Raw genomic sequence first — 20,189 nt, 5'->3', positions numbered from 1 at the left:
TGGCAGCGCGCCCGGCGGCCCGGTAGGCTTGATCCTGCGCAGGGGAGTATCCCAAGCGCTGCACACGTCAGCACGTCGGGCGCCGGAGCCCGGCCGGGTGCAGCGGCCATCCGCGGAATCGGGTGGTGGAGAGACTTGTGGCGGTTACGCCTACCTGCGAAAGGGACTTCGATGTCCGTCTCTCCCCTTGTCTGGGGCATCACCATCGTGGTGATCCTGGCCCTGCTGGCCTTCGACTACTTCTTCCACATCCGCAAGGCGCACGTTCCCACCCTCAGGGAAGCGGCCGTGTGGTCCTCCCTCTACGTGGGGGCCGCGATCGTGTTCGGCCTGCTCGTGCTCATGTTCGGCGGCCCCACGATGGGCGGCGAGTACTTCGCCGGCTTCATCACCGAGAAGGCTCTCTCGGTCGACAACCTGTTCGTGTTCCTCGTGATCATGGCCAGCTTCCGGGTGCCCCGCGAGGACCAGCAGAAGGTGGTCCTGTTCGGGATCGTCTTCGCGCTGGTGGCCCGCTCGGCGTTCATCTTCGCCGGCGTCGCACTCATCAACGCGTTCGCGTGGGTGTTCTACCTCTTCGGCATCATCCTGCTCGTCACCGCCGGAAACCTCCTCAAGAGCGAGGACTCCGGCGAGGAGGAGGCGGACAACGTCGTGATCCGCCTCGCCCGCAGGCTCCTGCGGACCTCCGAGCACTACGACGGGGACAAGCTCTTCACCGTCGAGAACGGCAAGCGTGTCCTGACCCCGATGCTCCTGGTCATGGTCGCGATCGGCGGCACGGACCTGCTGTTCGCCCTCGACTCGATCCCCGCGATCTTCGGCCTCACGCAGAACCCGTACGTCGTCTTCACGGCCACCGCGTTCTCCCTCATGGGCCTGCGCCAGCTGTTCTTCCTGCTCGACGGCCTGCTGGACCGGCTCATCTACCTCTCGTACGGGCTCGCGGCCATCCTCGCGTTCATCGGGGTGAAGCTCATCCTGCACGCTCTGCACGAGAACACGCTGCCCTTCATCAACGGCGGCGAGCACGTGGCGGTCTTCGAGATCACCACGGCCCTCTCGCTCAGCGTGATCATCGGCGTCCTCCTGGTCACGGTCCTCGCCTCGCTCTACAGCCGGGCCGGCAAGGCGCACGCGGCCGTCAACAACGCCCGGCGCCACGCGGAGAGCTACCTCGACCTCGGCTACACTGCGGACCTGGCCGAGCGCGAGCGCGTGTACCGCGCCCTCCTGGAGGAGGAGCAGGACATCCTCCGGATGGACAAGAAGTACCGCGACAAGGTCAAGGACATCGAGGCGATCCGGGCCAAGGTCGCCCAGGCCCACGAGCGGCACGCCGAGTTCACGGCGCGCTGACCCGGCGCCTCCTAACGGGACGCGACGCACGACGGCGGGCCGGTCGCCCCTGGTGACCGGGCCGCCGTCGTGTGCTGCCCGCTCACTGCCTAGACTCTGCCGTGGGAGTCCTGCCCCCGTGGACCACCGCGCTCATGCCGAAGGACGCCGCACACCTCGTGCCGCTGCGGAAGGCCTTCCGCGAGGCCGAGGGGATCGAGGCCGACGACGTCGGCCCGGTCGCCCCCGTCCTCGGATGACCTAGCGGAGCGCTGCCCTGAGCTCGGCGAGCGAGGAGACCACGAGGTCCGGTGAGGCGAAGTAGCCCGGGTACGCCCCGCCGTCGCGGTTCACCCAGGCGGTGCGCAGTCCCGCGCGGGCGGCCCCGTGGATGTCCCAGGGGTGCACGGCGACGAGCACCATCTGATCCGGCCGGGTTCCACACGCCTGGGCCGCGTAGGCGTAGGAGGACGGGTGCGGCTTCCAGTTCGGCGCGTCCTCGACCGAGAGGAGCTTCTCGAACTCGCCGAGGATGCCGGCCGCGTCGAGGAGCTTCTCCGCTACCTTGGCCGAGCCGTTGGTGAGGGTCACAAGGCGGTGCCCCGCTGCACTCAGCGAGCGGACGGCGTCGGCCACCTCCGGGTGCAGCGGTAGGTCGCCGAGCGATCCCGCGAGGCGCCGCGCCGTCTCCCCCGGCTGGGCGACGCCAGCGGCGTCAAGCAGCGGCGCGAGGATTCCCGCGCCGACCTCCGCGAAGCCCGCGGAGTCCCCGGTGGCGGCGAGGGCGAAGCCGTCGCGGAGGAGCGCGGCGAACCACTGCTTCGCGAGGTGGGCGGGCGCACCGGCATCGGCGAAGCGCTGCCCCATCGGCGCCAGGTCGGACAGGGTCTCGTTGACGTCGAAGACGACGACGCTCGCGGCTGATGCCATGGGTCTAGCCTAAGGCTGGCGCCCCGCCGGCGCGGCGACCTGCCCGAAGACCCAGCGGCGCACCCACGCGTGCATCGCGATGGCGGCCGCCGAGGCGGCGTTGATGGACCGGGTCGAGCCGAACTGCTCGATGGACAGGGTTGCCTCCGCCGCAGCGTGGACCTCTGCGGTGAGGCCGGGGCCCTCCTGCCCGAACACGAGCACGCACCGGCGCGGCAGCTCGTAGGTCTCCAGCGGCACAGAGTCCGGGAAGATGTCCACAGCGAGGATCGGCAGGTCCTCGGCGCGCGCCCATTCGACGAAGTCCTCGACACTCGGATGGTGGCGGATGTGCTGGTAGCGGTCGGTGACCATCGCCCCGCGCCGGTTCCACCGCCGTCGGCCGATGATGTGCACCTCCTGGGCGAGGAACGCGTTCGCGCTGCGCACCACGGTGCCGATGTTGAGATCGTGCTGCCAGTTCTCGATGGCCACGTGGAACTCGTGCCGGCGGGTGTCCAGCTCGGCCACGATCGCCTCGTGCCGCCAGTACCGGTACCGGTCCAGGACGTTGCGGCGGTCGCCGTGCTCGAGCAGCTCTGGGTCCCACTGCTCGCCCTCGGGCCACGGGCCCTCCCAGGGGCCGACTCCCACCTCGTGCCCCGCCTCGCGCCCTTCGGCCACCTGATCTGCCACCGGACAAGGGTAGGACGAAATGCAGACGAGATATTGTCAACAATTTTGTGTGCATCTATGCTCATCCTCATGATCATCGACATCCACGGCCACTACACGACCGCGCCACTCGCTCTCGGGCAGTGGCGCGACCGTCAGGTCGACGCGGTCGCGCGGGGCGCCGCGGAGCCCGACCCGGCCGAGCTGCGCATCAGCGACGATGAGCTGCGCGAGAGCATCGAGGCCAACCAGCTCAAGGTCATGGACGAGCGCGGGATCGACGTCACGGTGTTCTCGCCGCGCGCCTCGTTCATGGCGCACCATATCGGCGGGTTCGGGACCTCGGCGGCGTGGGCGCGGATCTGCAACGACCTGTGCCACCGCGTCAGCGAACTGTTCCCCGAACGGTTCGCCCCCGCCGTCATGCTTCCCCAGTCCCCCGGCGTGGAGCCGGCCACCTGCGTGGACGAGATCAAGCGCGCGGCGACGGAGCTCGGCGCCGTCGCCGTGAACCTCAACCCGGACCCCTCGGGCGGGAACTGGACCGCACCGCCGCTCACCGACCGCTCCTGGTACCCCGTCTACGAGGCGCTCGTGGAGCACGGGCTGCCGGCCATGGTCCACGTGAGCACGAGCGTGAATCCGTGCTTCCACACCACGGGCGCGCACTACCTCAACGCGGACACGACCGCGTTCATGCAGCTGCTCCAGGGCGACCTCTTCAGCGACTTCCCCGACCTCAGGCTCGTCATCCCGCACGGCGGCGGCGCCGTGCCCTACCACTGGGGGCGCTTCCGCGGCCTCGCGCAGGCGCTCGGCAAGCCGGAGCCGGAGGAGCACCTCCTCGGGAACGTCTTCTTCGACACCTGCGTCTACCACCAGCCCGGCATCGACCTCCTGCTCGAGGTCATCCCCCACCGGAACGTCCTCTTCGCCTCCGAGATGATCGGCGCCGTCCGCGGCATCGACCCCCGCACGGGGCACCACTTCGACGACACGCGCCGCTACGTCGAGGCGGCCGGCCTCTCTCCCGCGGACCTCGCCGCCGTCGAGGAGGGCAACGCGCGCCGCGTCTACCCCCGCCTCGACGCCCGCCTCGCCGCCCAGGGCCGCTGACCCGCTCGGCACCACTGCCCCACCGCACTCCCGAGGAGGACTTCAGAAGCATGTACGAGATCGGAGTCGTGCACCGCACGATCACCCGCGCCGAGCCCGCCGCGGTGAAGGCGCTCGCGCCGTTCGGCGTCGCCACCGTCCACGAGGCGATGGGCCGCACCGGACTGATGCGTCCCTACATCCGGCCCGTCTACGAGGGCGCAGCCCTCTGCGGGACCGCCGTCACCGTCCTGCTCCAGCCCGGGGACAACTGGATGTTCCACGTGGCCGTCGAGCAGCTCACCCTCGGGGACGTGCTCGTCGCCGCGTGCACCACGGAGTGCGAGGACGGATTCTTCGGCGAGCTCCTGGCCACCTCGGCCCGGGCCCACGGCTGCGCCGGGCTCGTGATCGACGGTGGCTGCCGCGACATCGACGCCCTGCGCGGCATGGACTTCCCCGTCTTCAGCCGCGCCGTCAATGCCAAGGGCACCGTCAAGGCCACCCTCGGCTCCGTCAACGTCCCCGTGGTCTGCGCCAACGCCCTCGTCCACCCCGGCGATGTTGTGGTCGCGGATGCGGACGGCGTCGTGGTGGTCCCCGCGGGCCGAGCCGCCGAGGTGGCCGAGGCGGCAGCGCGGCGCGAGGAGAACGAGGAGGGCAAGCGCGCCCGCTTCGCGGCCGGGGAGCTCGGCCTCGACATCTACGGCATGCGCGAGAAGCTCGACGCCGCCGGCCTCCGCTACCTCGACTGACGCCCCGGCCGGACCGAACCCATCCTGAAAGGCCCTATGACTCCCGTCTTCGAGAAGACTCCCGGCTGGCTGGACTGGTATGCCTCCCCGTCCACGCCCGCCTTCGCCCTCCCCGCCGGCGCGGTGGACGCGCACTGCCACGTCTTCGGGCCCGGCAGCGAGTTCCCCTTCGCTCCCGAGCGCAAGTACACCCCGTGCGACGCCGGCAAGGACCAGCTCTTCGCGCTCCGCGACCGCCTCGGCGTCAGCCGCAACGTGATCGTCCAGGCCACGTGCCACGGCGCCGACAACCGCGCGATGGTGGACGCCGTCCGCTCCGCCGGCGGCCGGGCGCGCGGCGTCGCGACCGTCCGGCCGGACGTGTCCGCAGCCGAGCTCGCCCGGCTGCATGAGGCCGGCGTGCGCGGGGTGCGATTCAACTTCCTCAAGCGCCTCGTCAGCGCGGCGCCCCGGGACGAGCTCGCCGAGATCGCGCGCAAGGTCGCCCCGCTGGGCTGGCACATCGTCATCTACTTCGAGGCAGCGGACCTTCCCGAGCTCGAGGGCTTCTTCGCCTCGCTGCCGGCCCCCCTCGTCGTGGACCACATGGGCCGCCCAGATGTCTCCCAGCCGGTGGGCGGACCCGAATTCAGCCGCTTCCTCCGCTTCGTGGAGCGCAACGAGGTCTGGGTCAAGGTCTCCTGCCCCGAGCGTCTCAGCCTCGCCGGGCCGCCCGCGCTCGACGGCGAGCGGGACGCCTACCGCGACGTCGTCCCCTTCGGGCGGCGGGTCGTGGAGGAGTTCCCCGATGCCGTCCTCTGGGGCACCGACTGGCCGCACCCCAACCTCACCGACCACATGCCCGACGACGGGCTCCTCGTGGACTTCATCCCGCACATCGCCGTGACGGCCGAGCAGCAGCACCTGCTGCTCGTCGCCAACCCCATGCGCCTCTACTGGCCAGAAGAGGCCCTCCCCGACGAGGCCCTCTAGACCCCCGAGAATCCCAGGAAGGGCTTCAGTGCCGAATCCCAACGTCGTCAGCCGCGTCAACCGGCTGCCCATCTCCCGCTTCCACAAGATCACCCTGCTCGCCGTCTCGTTCGCCTACTTCTTCGAGTTCGCCGACACCAACACGTTCGCCACCACCGCACCGAAGCTCATCAAGCTGTGGGGCGTGACGGTGGGCCAGATCGCCTACGTCACCTCGCTCTCCTTCGTGGGCATGTTCCTCGGCTCGCTCGCCGCCGGCTGGCTCGCCGACCGCTGGGGTCGGAAGAAGGCCCTCACGGTCACGACCCTCTGGTTCGGGGTCTTCTCGCTCGCCTCGGTCTTCTCCTGGGACGTCGTCTCGCTCGGCGCGTTCCGCGTCCTGACGTCCGCGGGCCTGTCCGCGATGACCGTGGTCGCAGTCATCTACGTCAACGAGCTCTTCCCGGCGGCCAAGCGCGGCAAGTACCAGGCCTATGCGATCGTGATCGGCATCTGCGGCACCCCTGCCACCAACCTCATCGCGAGCGCCGTGGTGCCCCTCTCCGACTGGTCCTGGCGTCTCGTGTACCTGTGGGGCGCGCTGGGGCTGCTGTTCGTCCTCTTCATCCGGCACCTCAAGGAGTCGCCCCGCTGGTACGAGAGCAAGGGCCAGCCCGAGCGCGCGGACGCCGTCCTGACCGAGATCGAGGCGATCGTCGCGGCCGAGAAGGGCCCCCTCCCGGCGCCGGCCGCGCCCGTCGAGGTGGCACCCCAGGCCAGGGCCCATCTGCGGATGCTCCTGCAGAGGAAGTACCTCGGGCCCACCCTGCTGCTCTCGCTGCTGTGGGTCACCCAGACCATCGGCTTCTTCGGCTACTCGAGCTGGGCGCCCACGCTCCTGTCGAAGCAGGGCTTCAGCGTCGAGAGCTCCATCTTCTACGTCGCCCTCACCACGGTCGGCGCCCCGCTCGGCTCCTTCATCGCGGCCCTCGTCTCGGACCGGTGGGAGCGCAAGTGGTCGCTTGTCGTGTTCGGCACCGCCATCGCGATCAGCGGCCTGCTCTACGGCCTGACGTTCAACCCGGTCATGATCGTGGCGTTCGGGTTCCTCGTGAACATGTTCGAGCGCGGCTACACGGCCGTGGCGTACGCCTACTCACCCGAGCTGTTCGACACCCGGGCGCGGTCCCTGGGCACCGCCGTCTCCTACGGGCTGGGCCGGCTCTCCAACGCCGTGGGCCCGCTCATCATCGCTGCCCTGTACACGGGGAGCGGGTATCAGAGTGTCTTCATCTTCATTGCCGGGACCTGGCTCGTCGGGGCGCTCGCGCTGGCGCTCTTCGGGCCGAGGACCGGGGTGAGGGCGGCCGAGGCTGCGGACGGCCCGGAGAGCGTGCTCAGGCATTGAATGTTGGGACCGCGTAACCTTTCGGGGGCGCCGGACGATTACAGCGATGGAAGCCGGGCGGCACCTGTCCCCCCATCTGGTTGCGGCCCGGCTGACCCTGTCCAATGCAGCCGGGCCGGAGCCTTCCCCAGATGCTCCGACCCGGCTGCGGGCTTTCACGTCACTGGCACTTGCCCGGGTTGGCGGTGCACCACTGCTCGTACTGGGCCACGTAGCCCTGGTGCTCGGCGTAGGTCTTGGCGAACTTCGTCTCACCCGTGTCGAGGTTTACGGTGACCCAGTACAGGTAGTCATTCGGGGTCGGGTGCGCCGCCGCGGCCACGGCCTTGGACCCCGGCGAGCCGATCGGCCCGGGCGGGAGGCCCGGACGGACGTACGTGTTGTACGGGTTAGACGCGTCCTGCTTCTGCGTATCGGTCAGCTGCACGGTCTTCGTGCCGAGCCCGTATGTCACCGTCGCATCCGACTGGATCAGCCCGTTGGTCTGGTCGTTGGGCTTGAGCCGGTTCTCGATCGCCCCGGCCACGTTCCCGTAGTCCGCCTGCCCGCCCTCGGCCTGCACAATGCTCGCCACCGTCAGGACCTGGTACTGCTGGTCCGGGTCGGTGATGCCGTCCTGCTTGAGCTCGTCCACCGTGGTCGAGACCAGCTTGGCCAGGATGTCCTTGGCCGAGGTCCCCACCGGGAACCGGTACTCCCCCGGCGCCAGGTAGCCCTCCAGGCTCTTCGCCTTCGCCGGCAGCCCGAAGTCCCCCGGCTTGGAGTTGAGCGCATCGAGGTCCTTGCGGTCCACCGAGGCAGCCTTCGCGATCGCATCGAGCGAGTCACCCACCCGCATCCCCGCGCTCAGGGCGAAGTAGATCACCTTCGCACTGTCCGAGCCGGCCAGGATCGCCGCCGCGTCCGAGGCCTTCATCTCCTTCTTGAACGTGTAGTCACCGGGGCTGATCTTCCCGCCGGTCCCGGCGAGGGCCCGCACGAAGGTCTCGGCGTCGGCAATGACTCCGTCCTGCTGGAGTTCCTGCGCCACGGACAGGGGGCCCGCGCCCGCGGGGACGGTCACCTGGACCTGTCCGGTGCCCGGGCCGGGATAGTCCGTGACCTTGTCCATCTTCAGGGCCGCGCGGAGGCCGAGCCCGAGCAGGATGGAGCCGGCCACAGTGAAGGCGATGACGACACCCATGGCGATGGCTGCGGTGCGGAGCGGATGCCGGGCCCGGCGGCGCTGTGCTGCCGGATCGTTCAGGGGCTTCTCGGGCGCGCCCGGGGTGGCTGTGATCGCCTCGACTCCCACGGCCGCGACCGGGTCTGCGGCAGGGGGCCTGCCCGGTCGCCTCGGGATGGTCACCGTATCAATGCTCCTAGCGCTCGTGGGCCTCAGTCCGCCCCGGGGGTAGGGCCAGCCACATGGGCCACCCGGAACTTTACCCCGCGCCCGCCACAATCAAACGCGGAAGCTGCCGGCGGCGCGTCCGCGTCATCCCACGGTGAGGGTGCCGTGCATGTCCGCGTGGTACTCACAGTGGAAGGGGTAGGTGCCGCGCGCGGCCGGGGCGGTGAAGGTGACGCTGCGGCCGGCCGGCGCCGTGACCTTGAAGGCGCCGCCGTCCGCCGTGACGGTGTGAGCCTGCGCGTCCATGTTCATGACCGTGACCGTGGCGCCGGGGCCGACAGTGCCGGGATCGGAGTAGGCCGAGGCGCTGATGTGGATGGTGACCGCCGCTGCGGAGGTGGACCCCGAGGGGCCCATGGCCATGCCCGGGTCCATCGATGCAGTCGCGGCAGGCGCGGACTGGGCCGCGCCACTGCCGGCGCTGGCGCTGCCGGGGCTTCCCATGGCAGCGCCGGAGCAGGCAGTGGCGCCCAACGATACTGCGCTGAGGAGGAGGGCCAGGCCAGCCAGGCGCCGGCGGGAGCGTGGGGACAGTTCCATGGTCAGGGTCCTTCGGGAAGATCGGCCCGGTTCAGGCCGGGTGGCTCGAGACGAGGTGGGCGTAGACGACGGTGTTGTCCAGGTACTGGCCCGACGCCGGGTCGTAGCCGCCACAGGTGATCAGACGCAGTTCGGCCCGGTCCGCGTTGCGGTAGACCTCGACGGTGGGGAACTGGGACTTGTGGTAGACGTCGGTGCGGTCCACGACGAACACGGCTGCGGTGTGGTCGGCCCGCACCACAGTCACCTGGGCACCGGGCGCGAGCTCGTGGAGGCGGTAGAACACGCCGATGGGTGTGCCGATGGCGTTGACGTGCCCGAGGATGACGGCGGACCCGGAGGCGCCGGGCGCGACCGACCCGGTGTACCAGCCGGCCGGAGACCCGGGTGCGCCCGGCGGAACGGCGACCTCGCCGTCGGGCTGCTTGCCCAGCTGGATCAGGGGCGTGTCCACTCCGATCGAGGGCGCTTGGAGGCGGGTGGGCGCGGAGGCGGGCAGCACCGGGCCGGAGTGGGCGGGGGGCGGGACCGCCTGTGCGGACCTCCCTGCATCAGCTGATGGCGTGCTCTCCCCGCCCGCGGGGGACGGCGCGGGCGGGGAGGCAGGGGCCGTCGCGGGGACCCCCGTGGGGGCTCCGGTCTGGCCCACGGGGGCGTTCCCGTGGGCCAGACCGAGGCCGATCCCCGCGAGGCCTCCGGCGAGCAGGAGGGTGGCACCGGCGGAGGCGAGACGGCGCCCACGGCCACCGTTGGCGGCACCTTCTCTCATCGGGTCTGACCCTCCTGCTCGCACGGCGGAATCAGGCCTTGGCGGCCAGACGGCGGCGGATGCCGTAGACCCCGCCTGCAGCGGCAATCAGGCCTGCACCGGTCGCGATGAGACCCAGGTCCACTCCCTGCTGCTGTGCCGGGGCAGCGATGCCCGTCCCGGGGGCGCCGGCGGGCATCGCGGTGAGGGTGCCGCAGAGGGCGGGCGAGGTTGCCGCCAGCGGCAGCGAGGGCACCAGGTCGCTGGGCTCCTTCTGGGCTCCGGCCGGCAGGGTCGCGGGGTCCAGGCCGTGCACGACGACGACAGCCGTGCCGGACTGCAGCGATGCCAGCGTCTTCGCGTCCAGCGTGATGGTCCGCTGGTAGGTGAAGGAGGAGCCCATCCCTGCGACAGCGAGGTCGGTGCCCGCCGCGGGGCTGGTGTCACCGCTCGTGGAGAGGGTGGCGCCGATGCCCCCGTAGAACGGGGCGCCCTCGGTGGTGCTGATCACCCCGTCGCCGCTGGTGTCGGCCGAGGGTCCGGGACAGGTGCCCTTGGCGCCGATGTGGATGTGCTGGACGTGCGGGTAGGGCTTGCCGTTGAAGGTCGCGGCGAGGCCCGAGACCTTCTCGGTCACGGTGGCCTGGTTTCCGTTCAGCGTGATCATGGCCGTGCCCGAGGCATTGGAGCCGTTGATGGCCCCCAGGTTCGCCTGGTACGTGGTGCTGTCCGCCGCCAGGGCCGGGCTCGTGGAGAGGGCCATGGCCCCGAGGGCGAGGGCCGGGGCGATCAGGAAGGCAGATTTCTTCATGATGGTGATTCCTCCATGCTCGTTGTCGCGTCGCCGGCCCCGGGTGGCGCCGGTCGCCGGGCTCTGGAACTGTCCGACAGCAACTGTTCGGAGTGGTCCGGATCACGGATTGGACCGGTGCGGGGCCGCCTGCTCATTCGCTCCAGCACGCCAGCACGTCGGTGGCGATCTGGTAGGCGAGGGAGCTCCGGGAGACGCCGTGGGGGCCCACTGGCTCCTTCAGGCCCGTGGCGTCCACGGTGAGGGCGAAGCTGTCCTTCGCGAAGGCCACGGTGCCCGCGGGACTCTGGTAGCCGGGCAGGCCGAGGTTCGCCAGCCCCTCGATCGGGGCAGCGCTGGGCAGTGCGGCGACCGCGCTGTGGGCAGTGGCGCGGGCCGCCGCCGGATCCGGGGACTCCTGGACGGCGAGCACCAGCGCGCCGGAGGGGAGCCGGTAGGTGCAGGTGTAGCGGCCGCCGGCCCACGTCGAGGACGGTGACGGGTCGGCGGGCAGCGCCAGGATCTGGGCGATCTTCGCCCTGATCTCCTGCCCGCACACCATTGCCGCCGCCGATGACGGCCCGGCCGGCGAGGCGGAAGAGGAAGGTGCCGCAGCGGACTGCTGCGCTGCCTCCCGCGGCGCAGGTGCGCCCTGGGCGGACGCGCAGCCGCTCATCATCAGCGCCGCGCAACTGAGCGCGGCCAGGCGGCGAACAAGGCGTGCGCCCATCGTCGTGTCCCTTCCCTCCGCCGGCGTCGCCCCGCGACCTCGGCACCATGGTTGCTGCTGCTCCATCATTCGGAGCCGGCCCCCGCGCGGACTGCCGATGAACCGGATCGCCGCGCACGGCGTCTCATGGGCAGCGGCAGACAGCCGCCGGATCAGGGAAGGCGACACCATGAACAAGCGAGCAGCACTCTTCTTGGCCGCTGCATCGGCGGCCTCCGCCCTCGCCCTCGCCGGCTGCGGCGGTGGGGGCGGCACGGGCTCGTCGAGCGCCCCTGCAGCGGCGCCCGCTTCGTCGTCGTCGGCGCCCGCATCGTCGGCGTCGGCAGAGGTCGAGACGCTCAAGACCGCGACCGTGGCGGGCCACACCGTCGTCGTCGACGGCGAGGGCAAGGCCGTCTACGTGTACACCCGGGACAACGCGGGCGCGACCGCGAGTGCCTGCACCGGCGGGTGCGCCTCCCTCTGGCCCGCCGTGACCAGCGCCGGCGCGCCGACGCTCCAGGGCGTGACCGGGAAGATCGGCAGCATCACCGGCGTGAACGGCAGGCAGCAGATCACGGTCAACGGGATGCCCATCTACTACTACGCCAAGGACACGGCGCCCGGACAGTTCAACGGCCAGGGCGTCGCCAACGTGTGGTACGTGATCGGCGCCGACGGGACCATGATCCAGACGCCGCTGGCCTCGACGGCCGCGAGCACGGGCGGGTACTAGGCCGGTGAAGGCGCCCGCTCAGGCGCCGTAGACCGTCACCGCCGCGGCCTTCGCGACGAGCACGACGGCGGCGCCCGGGGCCAGGTCGAGCTCGGCGGCCGCCGCCGGGGTCAGGTCCGCGACGAGGGCGTGGCCCCCGGCGCCGCAGTGCACCCGCACCTGGGCGCCGCGCGGCTCGAGCTCGCGGACGACGCCGCGCCACGCGTTCCGCGGGGACCCGTGCGGCACGCCGGGCTCCCCGCCCGGGGCCGTGGGGACCGGGTACAGGGCCACGTCGGCGGGCCGGAACACGGCGACGCCCGCCTCGCCCGGGCGCGGCGGCTCCACCCCGTCCGGGACCGTGCCCGAGACCTCGCCGAGCCCGTCGACGCTGAGCCGGCCGGGCGGCGTCGTGCGCCCGGACGCGGCGCGCCCCTCGACGAAATTGAGCCCGGCGAGGCCGGCGGCGAAGCGGCTGCGCGGCCGGTCGAGCAGCTCGGCCGTGGGCCCGGACTCGGCGACGCGGCCGGACTCGAGGACCACGACCCGGTCGGCGAGCAGGTGCGCGTCGAGGGGCTCGTGCGTGACCACGAGCGCGGTGCGGTCGGCGAGGACGCGGCGCAGGAGCCGGCGCAGCGCGGGGGCGGCGGCGACGTCGAGCGCGGCGAACGGCTCGTCGAGCAGGAGGACCCGGGGCTCGGCCGCGAGCGCCCGGGCGATCGCGACGCGCTGCGCCTGGCCTCCGGAGAGCTCGGCGGGCCGGCGCCCGGCCAGCTCCTCCGCGTCGACCTCGCGCAGCCATCGGCCGGCAGCGGCGCGGGCCTCGGCCCGCGGGGCGCCGGCGGCCCGCGGCGCGAACGCGACGTTCTCGAGCACGCTCAGGTGCGGGAAGAGCAGCGGCTCCTGGGCCAGCAGGGCGACCCCGCGCCGGTGCGGGGGGATCCAGGCGCCGCGGGCGTCGGCGAGGACCCGGCCGGCGAGCGTGACGCTGCCGGTGTCCGGCCGGAGCAGCCCCGCGCACAGTCCGAACAGCGTCGACTTCCCGGCCCCGTTCGGGCCCATGACCGCGACCGTCTCGCCCTCCCCGACCGCGAGGGCGAGCCGGACGCCGCGGGCGGCCAGGCCGGCGTCGACCACCAGGTGGCCGCCCGGGAGCGCGGTCACCGCGTGCCCCCGGCCCGGCGGCCGTAGGCGAGGCCCACCACGGCGGCGGCGACGGCGACGAGCACGAGCGCGAGGGCCACGGCGGCGTCGGGATCCGTCTCGCGCTGCAGGTAGACCTCGAGCGGCAGGGTCCGGGTGACCCCCTGGAGGCTGCCGGCGAACGTGAGGGTGGCACCGAATTCGCCGAGCGAGCGGGCGAAGGCGAGCACGAGCCCGGAGGCCAGGCCGGGCAGCACGAGCGGGAGCGTGACGCGGCGGAACGCGTGGGTGGGAGACGCGCCGAGGGTCGCGGCCACGGCCTCGTAGCGGCCGCCCGCGGTGCGCAGCGCCCCCTCGAGGGAGACCACGAGGAAGGGCAGCGACACGAAGGCCTGCGCCATGACCACGGCCGTGGTGGTGAAGGCGACCTGCACGCCGAGCACGTCGAGCCAGCGCCCCACGAGCCCCAGCCGGCCGAACGTGTACAGGAGGGCGAGGCCGCCCACCACGGGGGGCAGCACGAGCGGCAGGAGCACGAGGGCCCGGAGCCACCGCAGCCCGGGGACGCCGCCCCGGGCCAGGGCCATGGCCATCGGCACCCCGAGCACGAGCACGAGGGCGGTGCTCGCCGCGGCCGTCACCAGGCTCAGCCGCAGCGCCGCGAGGGACGCGTCCGAGGTGACCAGCGGGATGAAGTGCGGCCAGTCCACGCGGGCGAGGATCCCGGCGAGGGGAACGACCACGAACAGCGCCCCGACCGCCGCGGGCACCCAGAGCCAGCCCGGGAGCCCGGTGAACCCGCGGGAGCTGACCTTCAGGAGGTGCCCTCCAGACGGTCCCTGCGCTGAGGGGTCATGTTCCTGCGTTGAGGGGTCAGGGCGCGCCGAAGCCGGCATCCGCGAGCACCTTCCGTCCCTCGGGGCCCGCGACGTAGTCGGCGAACTCGCGGGCGAGCTCCTTGTCCTTCCCGTCGCGCAGCACGGCGATCGGGTAGCGGTTCACCGCGGAGCCGGCCTCGGGGAACGGCACCGCGGCGACCTTCCCGCCGGCGCCGCGCGCATCCGTGACGTACACGAGCCCGGCGTCGGCCTCCCCGGAGATCACCTTCCCGAGGACGTCGGTCACGTTGGACTCCTGCGACACCGGGGCGAGGGCCACGTGGGCGGAGGTCGCCGCCGCCTGCGCCGCGGCCCCGCACGGCACCTGCGGCGCGCAGTCGACGAGCTTGAGCCCGGGCCGGGCGAGGTCCGCCAGTCCCCTGATCCCCGCGGGGTTCCCGGGCCGCACGGCGATGGTGAGCACGTTGGTGGCGAAGTCCGCGGGGGCGCCGTCAGCCAGCCCGGCCCCGGTGACCTTGTCCATGGTCGCGGTGTCCGCGGAGGCGAAGAGGTCCGCGGGGGCCCCGTTGGCGATCTGCGCCGCGAGGTCCGAGGACCCCGCGAAGCTGAACGTCACCCGAGTCCCGGGGTGCGCGGCCTCGAACTGCTGCCCGATCGCGCTGAAGCTCTTCTTCAGGGACGCGGCGGCGAACACCGTGAGGGTGCGGCCCCCGCCCTTGCCGGACGACGACGCCGGGCCGCCCGCCGCCGTCGTCCCCCCGCACGCCGTCAGCAGCGCCACCACGAGGAGTCCGGCCAGCGCCGCGGCCGCGCGCCTCACAGGGCCCTCCCGCCCGGGGTCTCGACGATCACGGTCGTGGCCTTCACCACCGCGGTGGCCACGGACCCGGGCTCGAGCCCGAGCTCCCGCACGGCCTCCGAGCTCATGAGCGAGACGACGCGGTGGGGTCCGCACTGCAGCTCCACCTGGGCCATGACCGTGTCCACCGTCACGGCGGTCACGAGGCCGACGAACTGGTTCCGGGCCGAGCGCCCCACCCCCGAGGGGTCCGATGGGGCGGCCGCGATGGCCCGGGCGTGCGCGGCGAGCTCGGCGCCGTCCACCGCCGCCCGGCCGGACTCGTCCTTGTGGGCCGTCAGTGTGCCGGAGTCGACCCAGCGGCGCACGGTGTCGTCAGAGACGCCGGTGAGCCGGGCGGCGTCGGCAATGCGTAGCAGTCCCATGGGGGCAGTCTACGGGCCAAGTTCCGCAACTGCGGAGAAAGAGCCCATCAGAAGGGCGCAGCTGCGGAAATGGGGTTGAATCGACCGGCGAGATGGAAGACTGAGGGTGCGTCCGCCGTCGTGCGCGCACCCTCCCCCCGACCCGAGGAGCGTTTCATGAGCGAGTCCCCCGACGTCGAGCCGACGCAGCCCGCCGGCCCGGTGGTCTACCGCAGCGGCCAGGAGATCGAATGCTGGCTGACGGACATGGACGGCGTGCTCGTCCACGAGAACCATCCGGTCCCCGGCGCCGCCGAGCTCATCCAGCGGTGGGTGGACACCTCCCGCCGCTTCCTGGTCCTGACGAACAACTCGATCTACACCCCGCGCGACCTCGCCGCCCGCCTCGCCTCCTCGGGCCTGAGCATCCCCGAGGAGAACATCTGGACCTCGGCGCTGGCCACGGCGGTGTTCCTCAAGGACCAGATGCCCGGGGCGCGGATCTACGTGATCGGCGAGGCCGGGCTCACCACGGCGCTGCACGAGGCAGGCATGATCCTCACCGACCAGGACCCGGACTACGTGGTGCTCGGCGAGACGCGCACGTACTCGTTCAACGCGATCACCACCGCCATCCGCCTCATCCTCGACGGCGCCCGCTTCATCGCCACCAACCCCGACGCCACGGGTCCTTCGCGCGACGGCGTGCTCCCGGCCACGGGAGCGATCGCCGCGCTCATCAGCAAGGCCACGGGCCGCACGCCCTACACCATCGGCAAGCCGAACCCCATGATGTTCCGCTCGGCCATGAACCAGATCGACGCCCATTCGGAGACCACGGCCATGATCGGGGACCGGATGGACACCGACATCATCGCGGGCATGGAGGCCGGGCTGCACACCGTGCTCGTCCTCTCCGGCATCACACGGCGCGAGGACATCGCCGCCTACCCGTTCCGTCCCAACCAGATCCTCAGCTCCGTCAAGGACCTCCTGCAGCAGCTCTAGTGTCTGGCCGGTCACTCCTGGGTGTCCGCAACGAGACAGCCCCAGACGGAATGCGCATACACCGCGGCGCGCTGCACTGAACGGTTGACAATCCAGCGAAGACAGAGGAGATCGACATGGCACAGTTCACCGACAGGGTAGCCCTCGTCACGGGCGGCGGCTCGGGTCTCGGCGAGGCGATCGGGAAGGAGCTCGCGGCCAAGGGCGCGAGCGTGGTCCTGACCGACATCAACCTCGAAGCAGCCCAGCGAGTGGCCCAGGAGATCACCGATGCCGGCGGGACGGCGTCCGCCTTCCGGGCCGACACGGCGAAGAAGGAAGACGCCGAGAAGTCGGTCCAGTTCGCCGTGGAGACGTACGGCAAGCTGAACTACGCCGTCAACAACGCCGGGATCGGCGGGAAGAACGCGCCTACCGGCGAGCTCGACCTCGATGACTGGGACAAGGTCATCGACATCAACCTCAACGGCGTGCTGTACGGGATGCGCTACCAGATCCCCGAGATGCTCAAGGCCGGCGCCGCGGAGAGCGCGATCGTCAACATGGCTTCGATCCACGGGATGGTCGCGGCGCTCGGCAACAGCGCTTACACCGCCGCCAAGCACGCCGTGGTGGGCGTGACCAAGAACGCCGCCGCGGAGTACGGCCCCCAGGGGCTGCGGATCAACGCCGTGGGCCCCGGCTACATCCAGACCCCGCTGCTCGAGAACAACCTGTCCGCAGAGGTCATGGAGGCCCTCAAGGCCAAGCATGTCCTCGGCCGGCTCGGGCGCCCCGAGGAGGTCGCCCACGTCGTGACGTTCCTCCTGTCCGAGGATGCCTCGTTCGTCACGGGCGGCTACTACCTCATCGACGGCGGCTACACGGCCGTCTGAGCCGCGCCCACGACGGCGGCCGGTCACCCCATGCGGGTGGCCGGCCGCTTCGCCTGTGCCCCCTACCCCGCCCCGCCCCCGGGCGCTCCCACCCTCAGGGGCAGCGGCAGGAGCTGGGGCAGCAGACGGTTGAGGACGCGGTTGTAGACGATGCCGCTCCACTGCGGGCTCGCGTGGGCCGGGAAGGCCCCGATGGTCTGCAGGTCCGAGCTGACCAGGTTCTTCGCGAACAGCCGCTCCCACCGCGACCGGGCCGAGGAGTAGTCCACGGTCTGGTCTCCCGGGTTGCCGATGAACGCCATCTGCGCCGTGCCGAGCGAGTCGGTGAACCGGGTGGCGTCCCACTGGTAGATGTACTCCGACTCGCTCTGGATGAGCACGCTCGAGGGCGCGAGCGGCGAGAGCTGCTCGAGCGTCTGGTTCACGATCTGGCCCCACGTCCGCTCGTTCTTGTTAACCACCCGCTCGCCGAACTCGTAACCGCCGCGCACCACGGACGGTATCCGGACCCCGAGGTCGTACAGGTACACGACCGAGTCGAACCAGCCCTGGTCGAGGACGTCGAACTTCGAGGCCGGCGTCGAGTCGAGGAGGATCACCTCGACCTGGAGGCCGTCCTCGGCGAGCAGCCTCGAGGCGGCCTCGACCGCGACCATCCCGCCGAACGAGTGCCCGTAGAAGTACAGGGTGCGCAGGCGCCGCTGGCGGATGTAGACCCGCAGGGTGTCCAGGATCTCGTCCAGATCGAGGCCCAGGTTGGAGTAGCCGATCGCGGCGAGCTGCCCCCGCTCCGAGAGGGAGGACCGCAGGGAGGCGAGGATGATCCTCGCCTCCTCCCAGCTCGTCTTGTAGCCGGGGAACAGGATCCAGGAGGTGCCGGAGAAACGCTCCCGCGCGGCGTCGTCCGCGAGGTCGAGCAGGACCGTCTGGCGGCGCCGGCTCTGCACCTCGCGGGTGACGAACATGTCCGCGGCGAGCAGCGCGGAGGCGGTCGCGCCGCCGAAGAAGGCACGGCGGGAGAAGGCCTTGACCCGCAGAGCGGCCCGGAGCAGAGCCGGGTCCACGGATGGTCCCCCCACGTCGCTGCCCGGGCCTGGTCCCTCAGTCGAGACCGAGCTCGTCCTTTCCGAAGGCGTAGAGGTAGGGCACACCGGCCTCGGCCTCGATGCGCTCCTTCGCGCCCGTGGCGCGGTCCACGATGACGGCCACCGCGGTCACCTCCCCGCCCGCGTTGCGCACGCCCTCGACGGCCGCGAGCGCCGAGCCGCCGGTGGTCGAGGTGTCCTCGAGCACCACGACCTTGCGGCCCTCCACGCCAGGTCCCTCGACCTGCCGGCCCATGCCGTAGGACTTCTGCGCCTTGCGCACCACGAAGGCGTCCACAGCGCGGCCGGCCTCGCGGGCCGCGTGCATGAGGGCGGTGCCCACCGGATCGGCGCCCATCGTGAGCCCGCCCGCGGCGTCCATCTGGACCCCCGCGCGGTCGATCAGGTCCAGCATGACCTGGCCCACGAGCTGGCTCGCCTCGTGGTGCAGGGTGATGCGGCGCAGGTCCACGTAGTAGTCCGCTTCCTTGCCGCTCGAGAGGGTCACCTTGCCCCGCACCACGGCGAGCTCCTTGATGAGCTCCAGCAGGCGGGCGCGGGCGGCAGCGGTGTCGGCGGGTGCGGCGTCAGTCATGGCACCGATTCTAGTGGCGGTGCCGGGCGAGCCGCCGACGTCACCCCGTCGAGGCGCGAGGTCACCCCAGGGCCTTCTTCCCCAACTTCCCCGCCCGCGCTCCCAGCTTTGAAGCTCTGCACTTGGCCGCAGCGGCAGGATTCCGCCGACTGCAGGGGGTGACCTCGGCGGTCAGGCGGGGTGGGAGAGGTTCTCGACGATGTGCTCCGCGATCGCCATGGACGAGGTCGCGCCGGGCGAGGGGGCGTTGCGGATGTGGGTGATGCGGCCACGGCGCTGGATCGCGAAGTCGTCCACGAGGCTGCCGTCGCGGTTCATGGCCTGGGCCCGGATGCCCCGGGAGGCGCCGACAGCCCGCGCGCCCTCGAGCGCGGGGACGTAGCGGCCGGCCTCGGCGATGAAGCGCCCGGGCGAGGCGAGCGTCCTGATCTCCCGCGCGGCCGTGGCGAGGTTGCGGCCCGAGAACCGCCAGAAGCCGCCGAAGCCCAGCGTGGACGCCACATCCCGCAGGTCCAGGCCCAGCCCCGCGTAGCCCTCCCGGGAGAGGGAGAGGAAGGCATTGGGCCCCACGGTCATCTCGCCGTCGACCCGCTTCGTCAGGTGCACGCCGAGGAACGGGTAGCGCGGGTCCGGGACGGGGTAGACGAGGCCCCGGACCACGTCGCGGTAGGCCGGCTCGAGGACGAAGTACTGGCCGAGGAAGGGCACGATGGCCGGCCCCGCTTCATCGCCGGACCGGGCGGCCAGACGGTCGGACTGCAGCCCCGCGCAGGCGATGACCGCATCGAAGCGCTCGCGCCCGTGGGCCGTCTCCACCGTCGCGGCGGCGCCGGCCTCCGTCACGGCCCGCACCTCGGTGCCGAACCGGACGGAGCCGCCCGCGGCGCGGGCGTCGTCGAGGAGGGCCTCGGTGACGCGGGCGTAGTCCACGATCGCGGTCTCGGGCGAGTAGAGCGCGCGCCGGCCCACGGCGTGGGGCTCGATCTCGCGCAGCTCGCCGGCGTCCACCAGGCGCACGCCGGGCACGCCGTTGCCGACAGCCCGCTCGTAGATCTGCTCGAGCCTGGCCTCCTCCTCGGCGTCGAGGGCGACGACGACCTTCCCGCACGCCTCGTACGGCAGCGCCCGCTCGGCACACAGGTCCTTCAGGAGCCCCACGCCACGGCGGCACAGCCGGGCCTTGAGGCCGCCGGGCTCGTAGTAGAGGCCCGCGTGCACGACCCCCGAGTTGTGTCCGGTCTGGTGCGCGGCGGGGCGCGGCTCCTTCTCGAACACCGTGACCGCGGCGCCCGGGAAACGGCGTGTGAGCTCCCGTGCCACAGCCGCGCCGATGATCCCCGCACCCACGACGGCGAACGACTCCCCTGCGCCCACGGTGCTCCTCTCCCCGGGCCTGTCGCCCGGCCGGCCACTGC

23 protein-coding genes are annotated in these 20,189 nt (G+C 71.9%); 9 read left to right on the top strand and 14 right to left on the bottom strand.

Going from position 1 to position 20,189, the window contains the following annotated elements:
* Positions 1-171 precede the first annotated feature (171 nt).
* Together SA2016_RS02210 and SA2016_RS20625 are read left to right on the top strand one after the other, a co-directional pair.
* Positions 172-1,359: a TerC family protein gene (locus SA2016_RS02210; protein WP_066494788.1), complete on the top strand. Its 1,188-nt coding sequence runs from the start codon at positions 172-174 to the stop codon at positions 1,357-1,359.
* Positions 1,360-1,460: 101 nt separating this feature from the next.
* Entirely contained in the window at positions 1,461-1,598 is a 138-nt protein-coding gene (locus tag SA2016_RS20625; RefSeq protein ID WP_084249238.1) for a DUF1905 domain-containing protein, read from the top strand.
* Position 1,599: 1 nt separating this feature from the next.
* On the opposite strand, the gene SA2016_RS02205 is transcribed toward SA2016_RS20625, so the two are convergent.
* Together SA2016_RS02205 and SA2016_RS02200 are read right to left on the bottom strand one after the other, a co-directional pair.
* The gene (locus SA2016_RS02205; protein WP_066494782.1) at positions 1,600-2,268 is read right to left on the bottom strand and encodes a haloacid dehalogenase type II; all 669 of its coding nucleotides are present in this window, start codon (positions 2,266-2,268) and stop codon (positions 1,600-1,602) included.
* A gap of 9 nt (positions 2,269-2,277) precedes the next feature.
* Positions 2,278-2,943 (bottom strand): TrmH family RNA methyltransferase, encoded by a 666-nt coding sequence (locus SA2016_RS02200; protein ID WP_229710978.1) that lies wholly within the window; start codon positions 2,941-2,943, stop codon positions 2,278-2,280.
* A 69-nt stretch (positions 2,944-3,012) separates the two neighbouring features.
* Between SA2016_RS02200 and SA2016_RS02195 the strand changes: the two genes are divergently transcribed.
* Genes SA2016_RS02195 through SA2016_RS02180 form a run of 4 tightly spaced genes read left to right on the top strand, consistent with a single transcriptional unit; the run spans position 3,013 to position 7,131 of the window.
* The gene (locus SA2016_RS02195) at positions 3,013-4,038 is read left to right on the top strand and encodes an amidohydrolase family protein (protein ID WP_066501864.1); all 1,026 of its coding nucleotides are present in this window, start codon (positions 3,013-3,015) and stop codon (positions 4,036-4,038) included.
* A 50-nt stretch (positions 4,039-4,088) separates the two neighbouring features.
* The gene (ligK, locus tag SA2016_RS02190) at positions 4,089-4,772 is read left to right on the top strand and encodes a 4-carboxy-4-hydroxy-2-oxoadipate aldolase/oxaloacetate decarboxylase (protein WP_066494780.1); all 684 of its coding nucleotides are present in this window, start codon (positions 4,089-4,091) and stop codon (positions 4,770-4,772) included.
* A 36-nt stretch (positions 4,773-4,808) separates the two neighbouring features.
* Positions 4,809-5,744, top strand: coding sequence for an amidohydrolase family protein (locus SA2016_RS02185; RefSeq protein WP_066494779.1), 936 nt, complete (start codon positions 4,809-4,811; stop codon positions 5,742-5,744).
* 28 nt (positions 5,745-5,772) lie between these two features.
* Positions 5,773-7,131 (top strand): MFS transporter, encoded by a 1,359-nt coding sequence (locus SA2016_RS02180; protein ID WP_066494778.1) that lies wholly within the window; start codon positions 5,773-5,775, stop codon positions 7,129-7,131.
* A 160-nt stretch (positions 7,132-7,291) separates the two neighbouring features.
* Here SA2016_RS02180 and mltG read toward each other — a convergent pair whose 3' ends face one another.
* The 5 genes from mltG to SA2016_RS02155 form a co-directional block, all read right to left on the bottom strand.
* Positions 7,292-8,479: an endolytic transglycosylase MltG gene (gene mltG / locus SA2016_RS02175; protein WP_306505415.1), complete on the bottom strand. Its 1,188-nt coding sequence runs from the start codon at positions 8,477-8,479 to the stop codon at positions 7,292-7,294.
* A gap of 129 nt (positions 8,480-8,608) precedes the next feature.
* Positions 8,609-9,064 carry a cupredoxin domain-containing protein gene (locus SA2016_RS02170; protein ID WP_218030623.1) on the bottom strand — a complete coding sequence of 152 codons (456 nt, stop codon included), beginning with the start codon at positions 9,062-9,064 and terminating at the stop codon, positions 8,609-8,611.
* A 31-nt stretch (positions 9,065-9,095) separates the two neighbouring features.
* Positions 9,096-9,833 (bottom strand): class F sortase, encoded by a 738-nt coding sequence (locus tag SA2016_RS02165; RefSeq protein ID WP_084249236.1) that lies wholly within the window; start codon positions 9,831-9,833, stop codon positions 9,096-9,098.
* Between the two features lie 31 nt (positions 9,834-9,864).
* On the bottom strand, positions 9,865-10,623 hold the full coding sequence (locus tag SA2016_RS02160) for a hypothetical protein (protein WP_066494775.1): 759 nt from the start codon (positions 10,621-10,623) through the stop codon (positions 9,865-9,867).
* Between the two features lie 133 nt (positions 10,624-10,756).
* Positions 10,757-11,164, bottom strand: a complete 408-nt coding sequence (locus SA2016_RS02155) for a hypothetical protein (RefSeq protein ID WP_066494773.1) — start codon at positions 11,162-11,164, stop codon at positions 10,757-10,759.
* A 337-nt stretch (positions 11,165-11,501) separates the two neighbouring features.
* On the opposite strand from SA2016_RS02155, the gene SA2016_RS02150 reads away from it, so the two are divergent.
* Complete coding sequence (locus SA2016_RS02150) at positions 11,502-12,047, top strand: COG4315 family predicted lipoprotein (RefSeq protein ID WP_084249701.1); 546 nt, start codon at positions 11,502-11,504, stop codon at positions 12,045-12,047.
* Positions 12,048-12,065: 18 nt separating this feature from the next.
* Here SA2016_RS02150 and SA2016_RS02145 read toward each other — a convergent pair whose 3' ends face one another.
* Genes SA2016_RS02145 through SA2016_RS02130 form a run of 4 tightly spaced genes read right to left on the bottom strand, consistent with a single transcriptional unit; the run spans position 12,066 to position 15,232 of the window.
* Positions 12,066-13,190: a sulfate/molybdate ABC transporter ATP-binding protein gene (locus tag SA2016_RS02145; protein ID WP_371326645.1), complete on the bottom strand. Its 1,125-nt coding sequence runs from the start codon at positions 13,188-13,190 to the stop codon at positions 12,066-12,068.
* On the bottom strand, positions 13,187-14,065 hold the full coding sequence (locus tag SA2016_RS02140) for an ABC transporter permease (RefSeq protein ID WP_084249235.1): 879 nt from the start codon (positions 14,063-14,065) through the stop codon (positions 13,187-13,189). Before SA2016_RS02140 ends, SA2016_RS02145 begins: the two co-directional genes overlap by 4 nt.
* Positions 14,043-14,828: a molybdate ABC transporter substrate-binding protein gene (gene modA, locus SA2016_RS02135; protein WP_066494770.1), complete on the bottom strand. Its 786-nt coding sequence runs from the start codon at positions 14,826-14,828 to the stop codon at positions 14,043-14,045. Before modA ends, SA2016_RS02140 begins: the two co-directional genes overlap by 23 nt.
* Positions 14,825-15,232, bottom strand: a complete 408-nt coding sequence (locus SA2016_RS02130; RefSeq protein WP_066494769.1) for a TOBE domain-containing protein — start codon at positions 15,230-15,232, stop codon at positions 14,825-14,827. Before SA2016_RS02130 ends, modA begins: the two co-directional genes overlap by 4 nt.
* Before the next feature lie 156 nt (positions 15,233-15,388).
* On the opposite strand from SA2016_RS02130, the gene SA2016_RS02125 reads away from it, so the two are divergent.
* Complete coding sequence (locus SA2016_RS02125; protein WP_066494768.1) at positions 15,389-16,219, top strand: HAD-IIA family hydrolase; 831 nt, start codon at positions 15,389-15,391, stop codon at positions 16,217-16,219.
* 116 nt (positions 16,220-16,335) lie between these two features.
* The gene (locus SA2016_RS02120; RefSeq protein ID WP_066494763.1) at positions 16,336-17,094 is read left to right on the top strand and encodes an SDR family NAD(P)-dependent oxidoreductase; all 759 of its coding nucleotides are present in this window, start codon (positions 16,336-16,338) and stop codon (positions 17,092-17,094) included.
* A 62-nt stretch (positions 17,095-17,156) separates the two neighbouring features.
* On the opposite strand, the gene SA2016_RS02115 is transcribed toward SA2016_RS02120, so the two are convergent.
* The 3 genes from SA2016_RS02115 to lhgD all read right to left on the bottom strand — a co-directional run bounded on the left by SA2016_RS02115 (position 17,157) and on the right by lhgD (position 20,148).
* Complete coding sequence (locus tag SA2016_RS02115; RefSeq protein WP_229710684.1) at positions 17,157-18,158, bottom strand: thioesterase domain-containing protein; 1,002 nt, start codon at positions 18,156-18,158, stop codon at positions 17,157-17,159.
* A 37-nt stretch (positions 18,159-18,195) separates the two neighbouring features.
* Positions 18,196-18,774: an orotate phosphoribosyltransferase gene (gene pyrE, locus SA2016_RS02110; RefSeq protein ID WP_066494760.1), complete on the bottom strand. Its 579-nt coding sequence runs from the start codon at positions 18,772-18,774 to the stop codon at positions 18,196-18,198.
* Between the two features lie 171 nt (positions 18,775-18,945).
* Positions 18,946-20,148, bottom strand: a complete 1,203-nt coding sequence (gene lhgD / locus SA2016_RS02105) for an L-2-hydroxyglutarate dehydrogenase (protein WP_066494759.1) — start codon at positions 20,146-20,148, stop codon at positions 18,946-18,948.
* Positions 20,149-20,189: the final 41 nt, after the last annotated feature.

Origin of the sequence: Sinomonas atrocyanea, assembly GCF_001577305.1 — a bacterium.
GTDB classification, from domain to species: Bacteria; Actinomycetota; Actinomycetes; order Actinomycetales; family Micrococcaceae; genus Sinomonas; species Sinomonas atrocyanea.
This window is presented reverse-complemented; position numbering and strand designations above follow the sequence as displayed.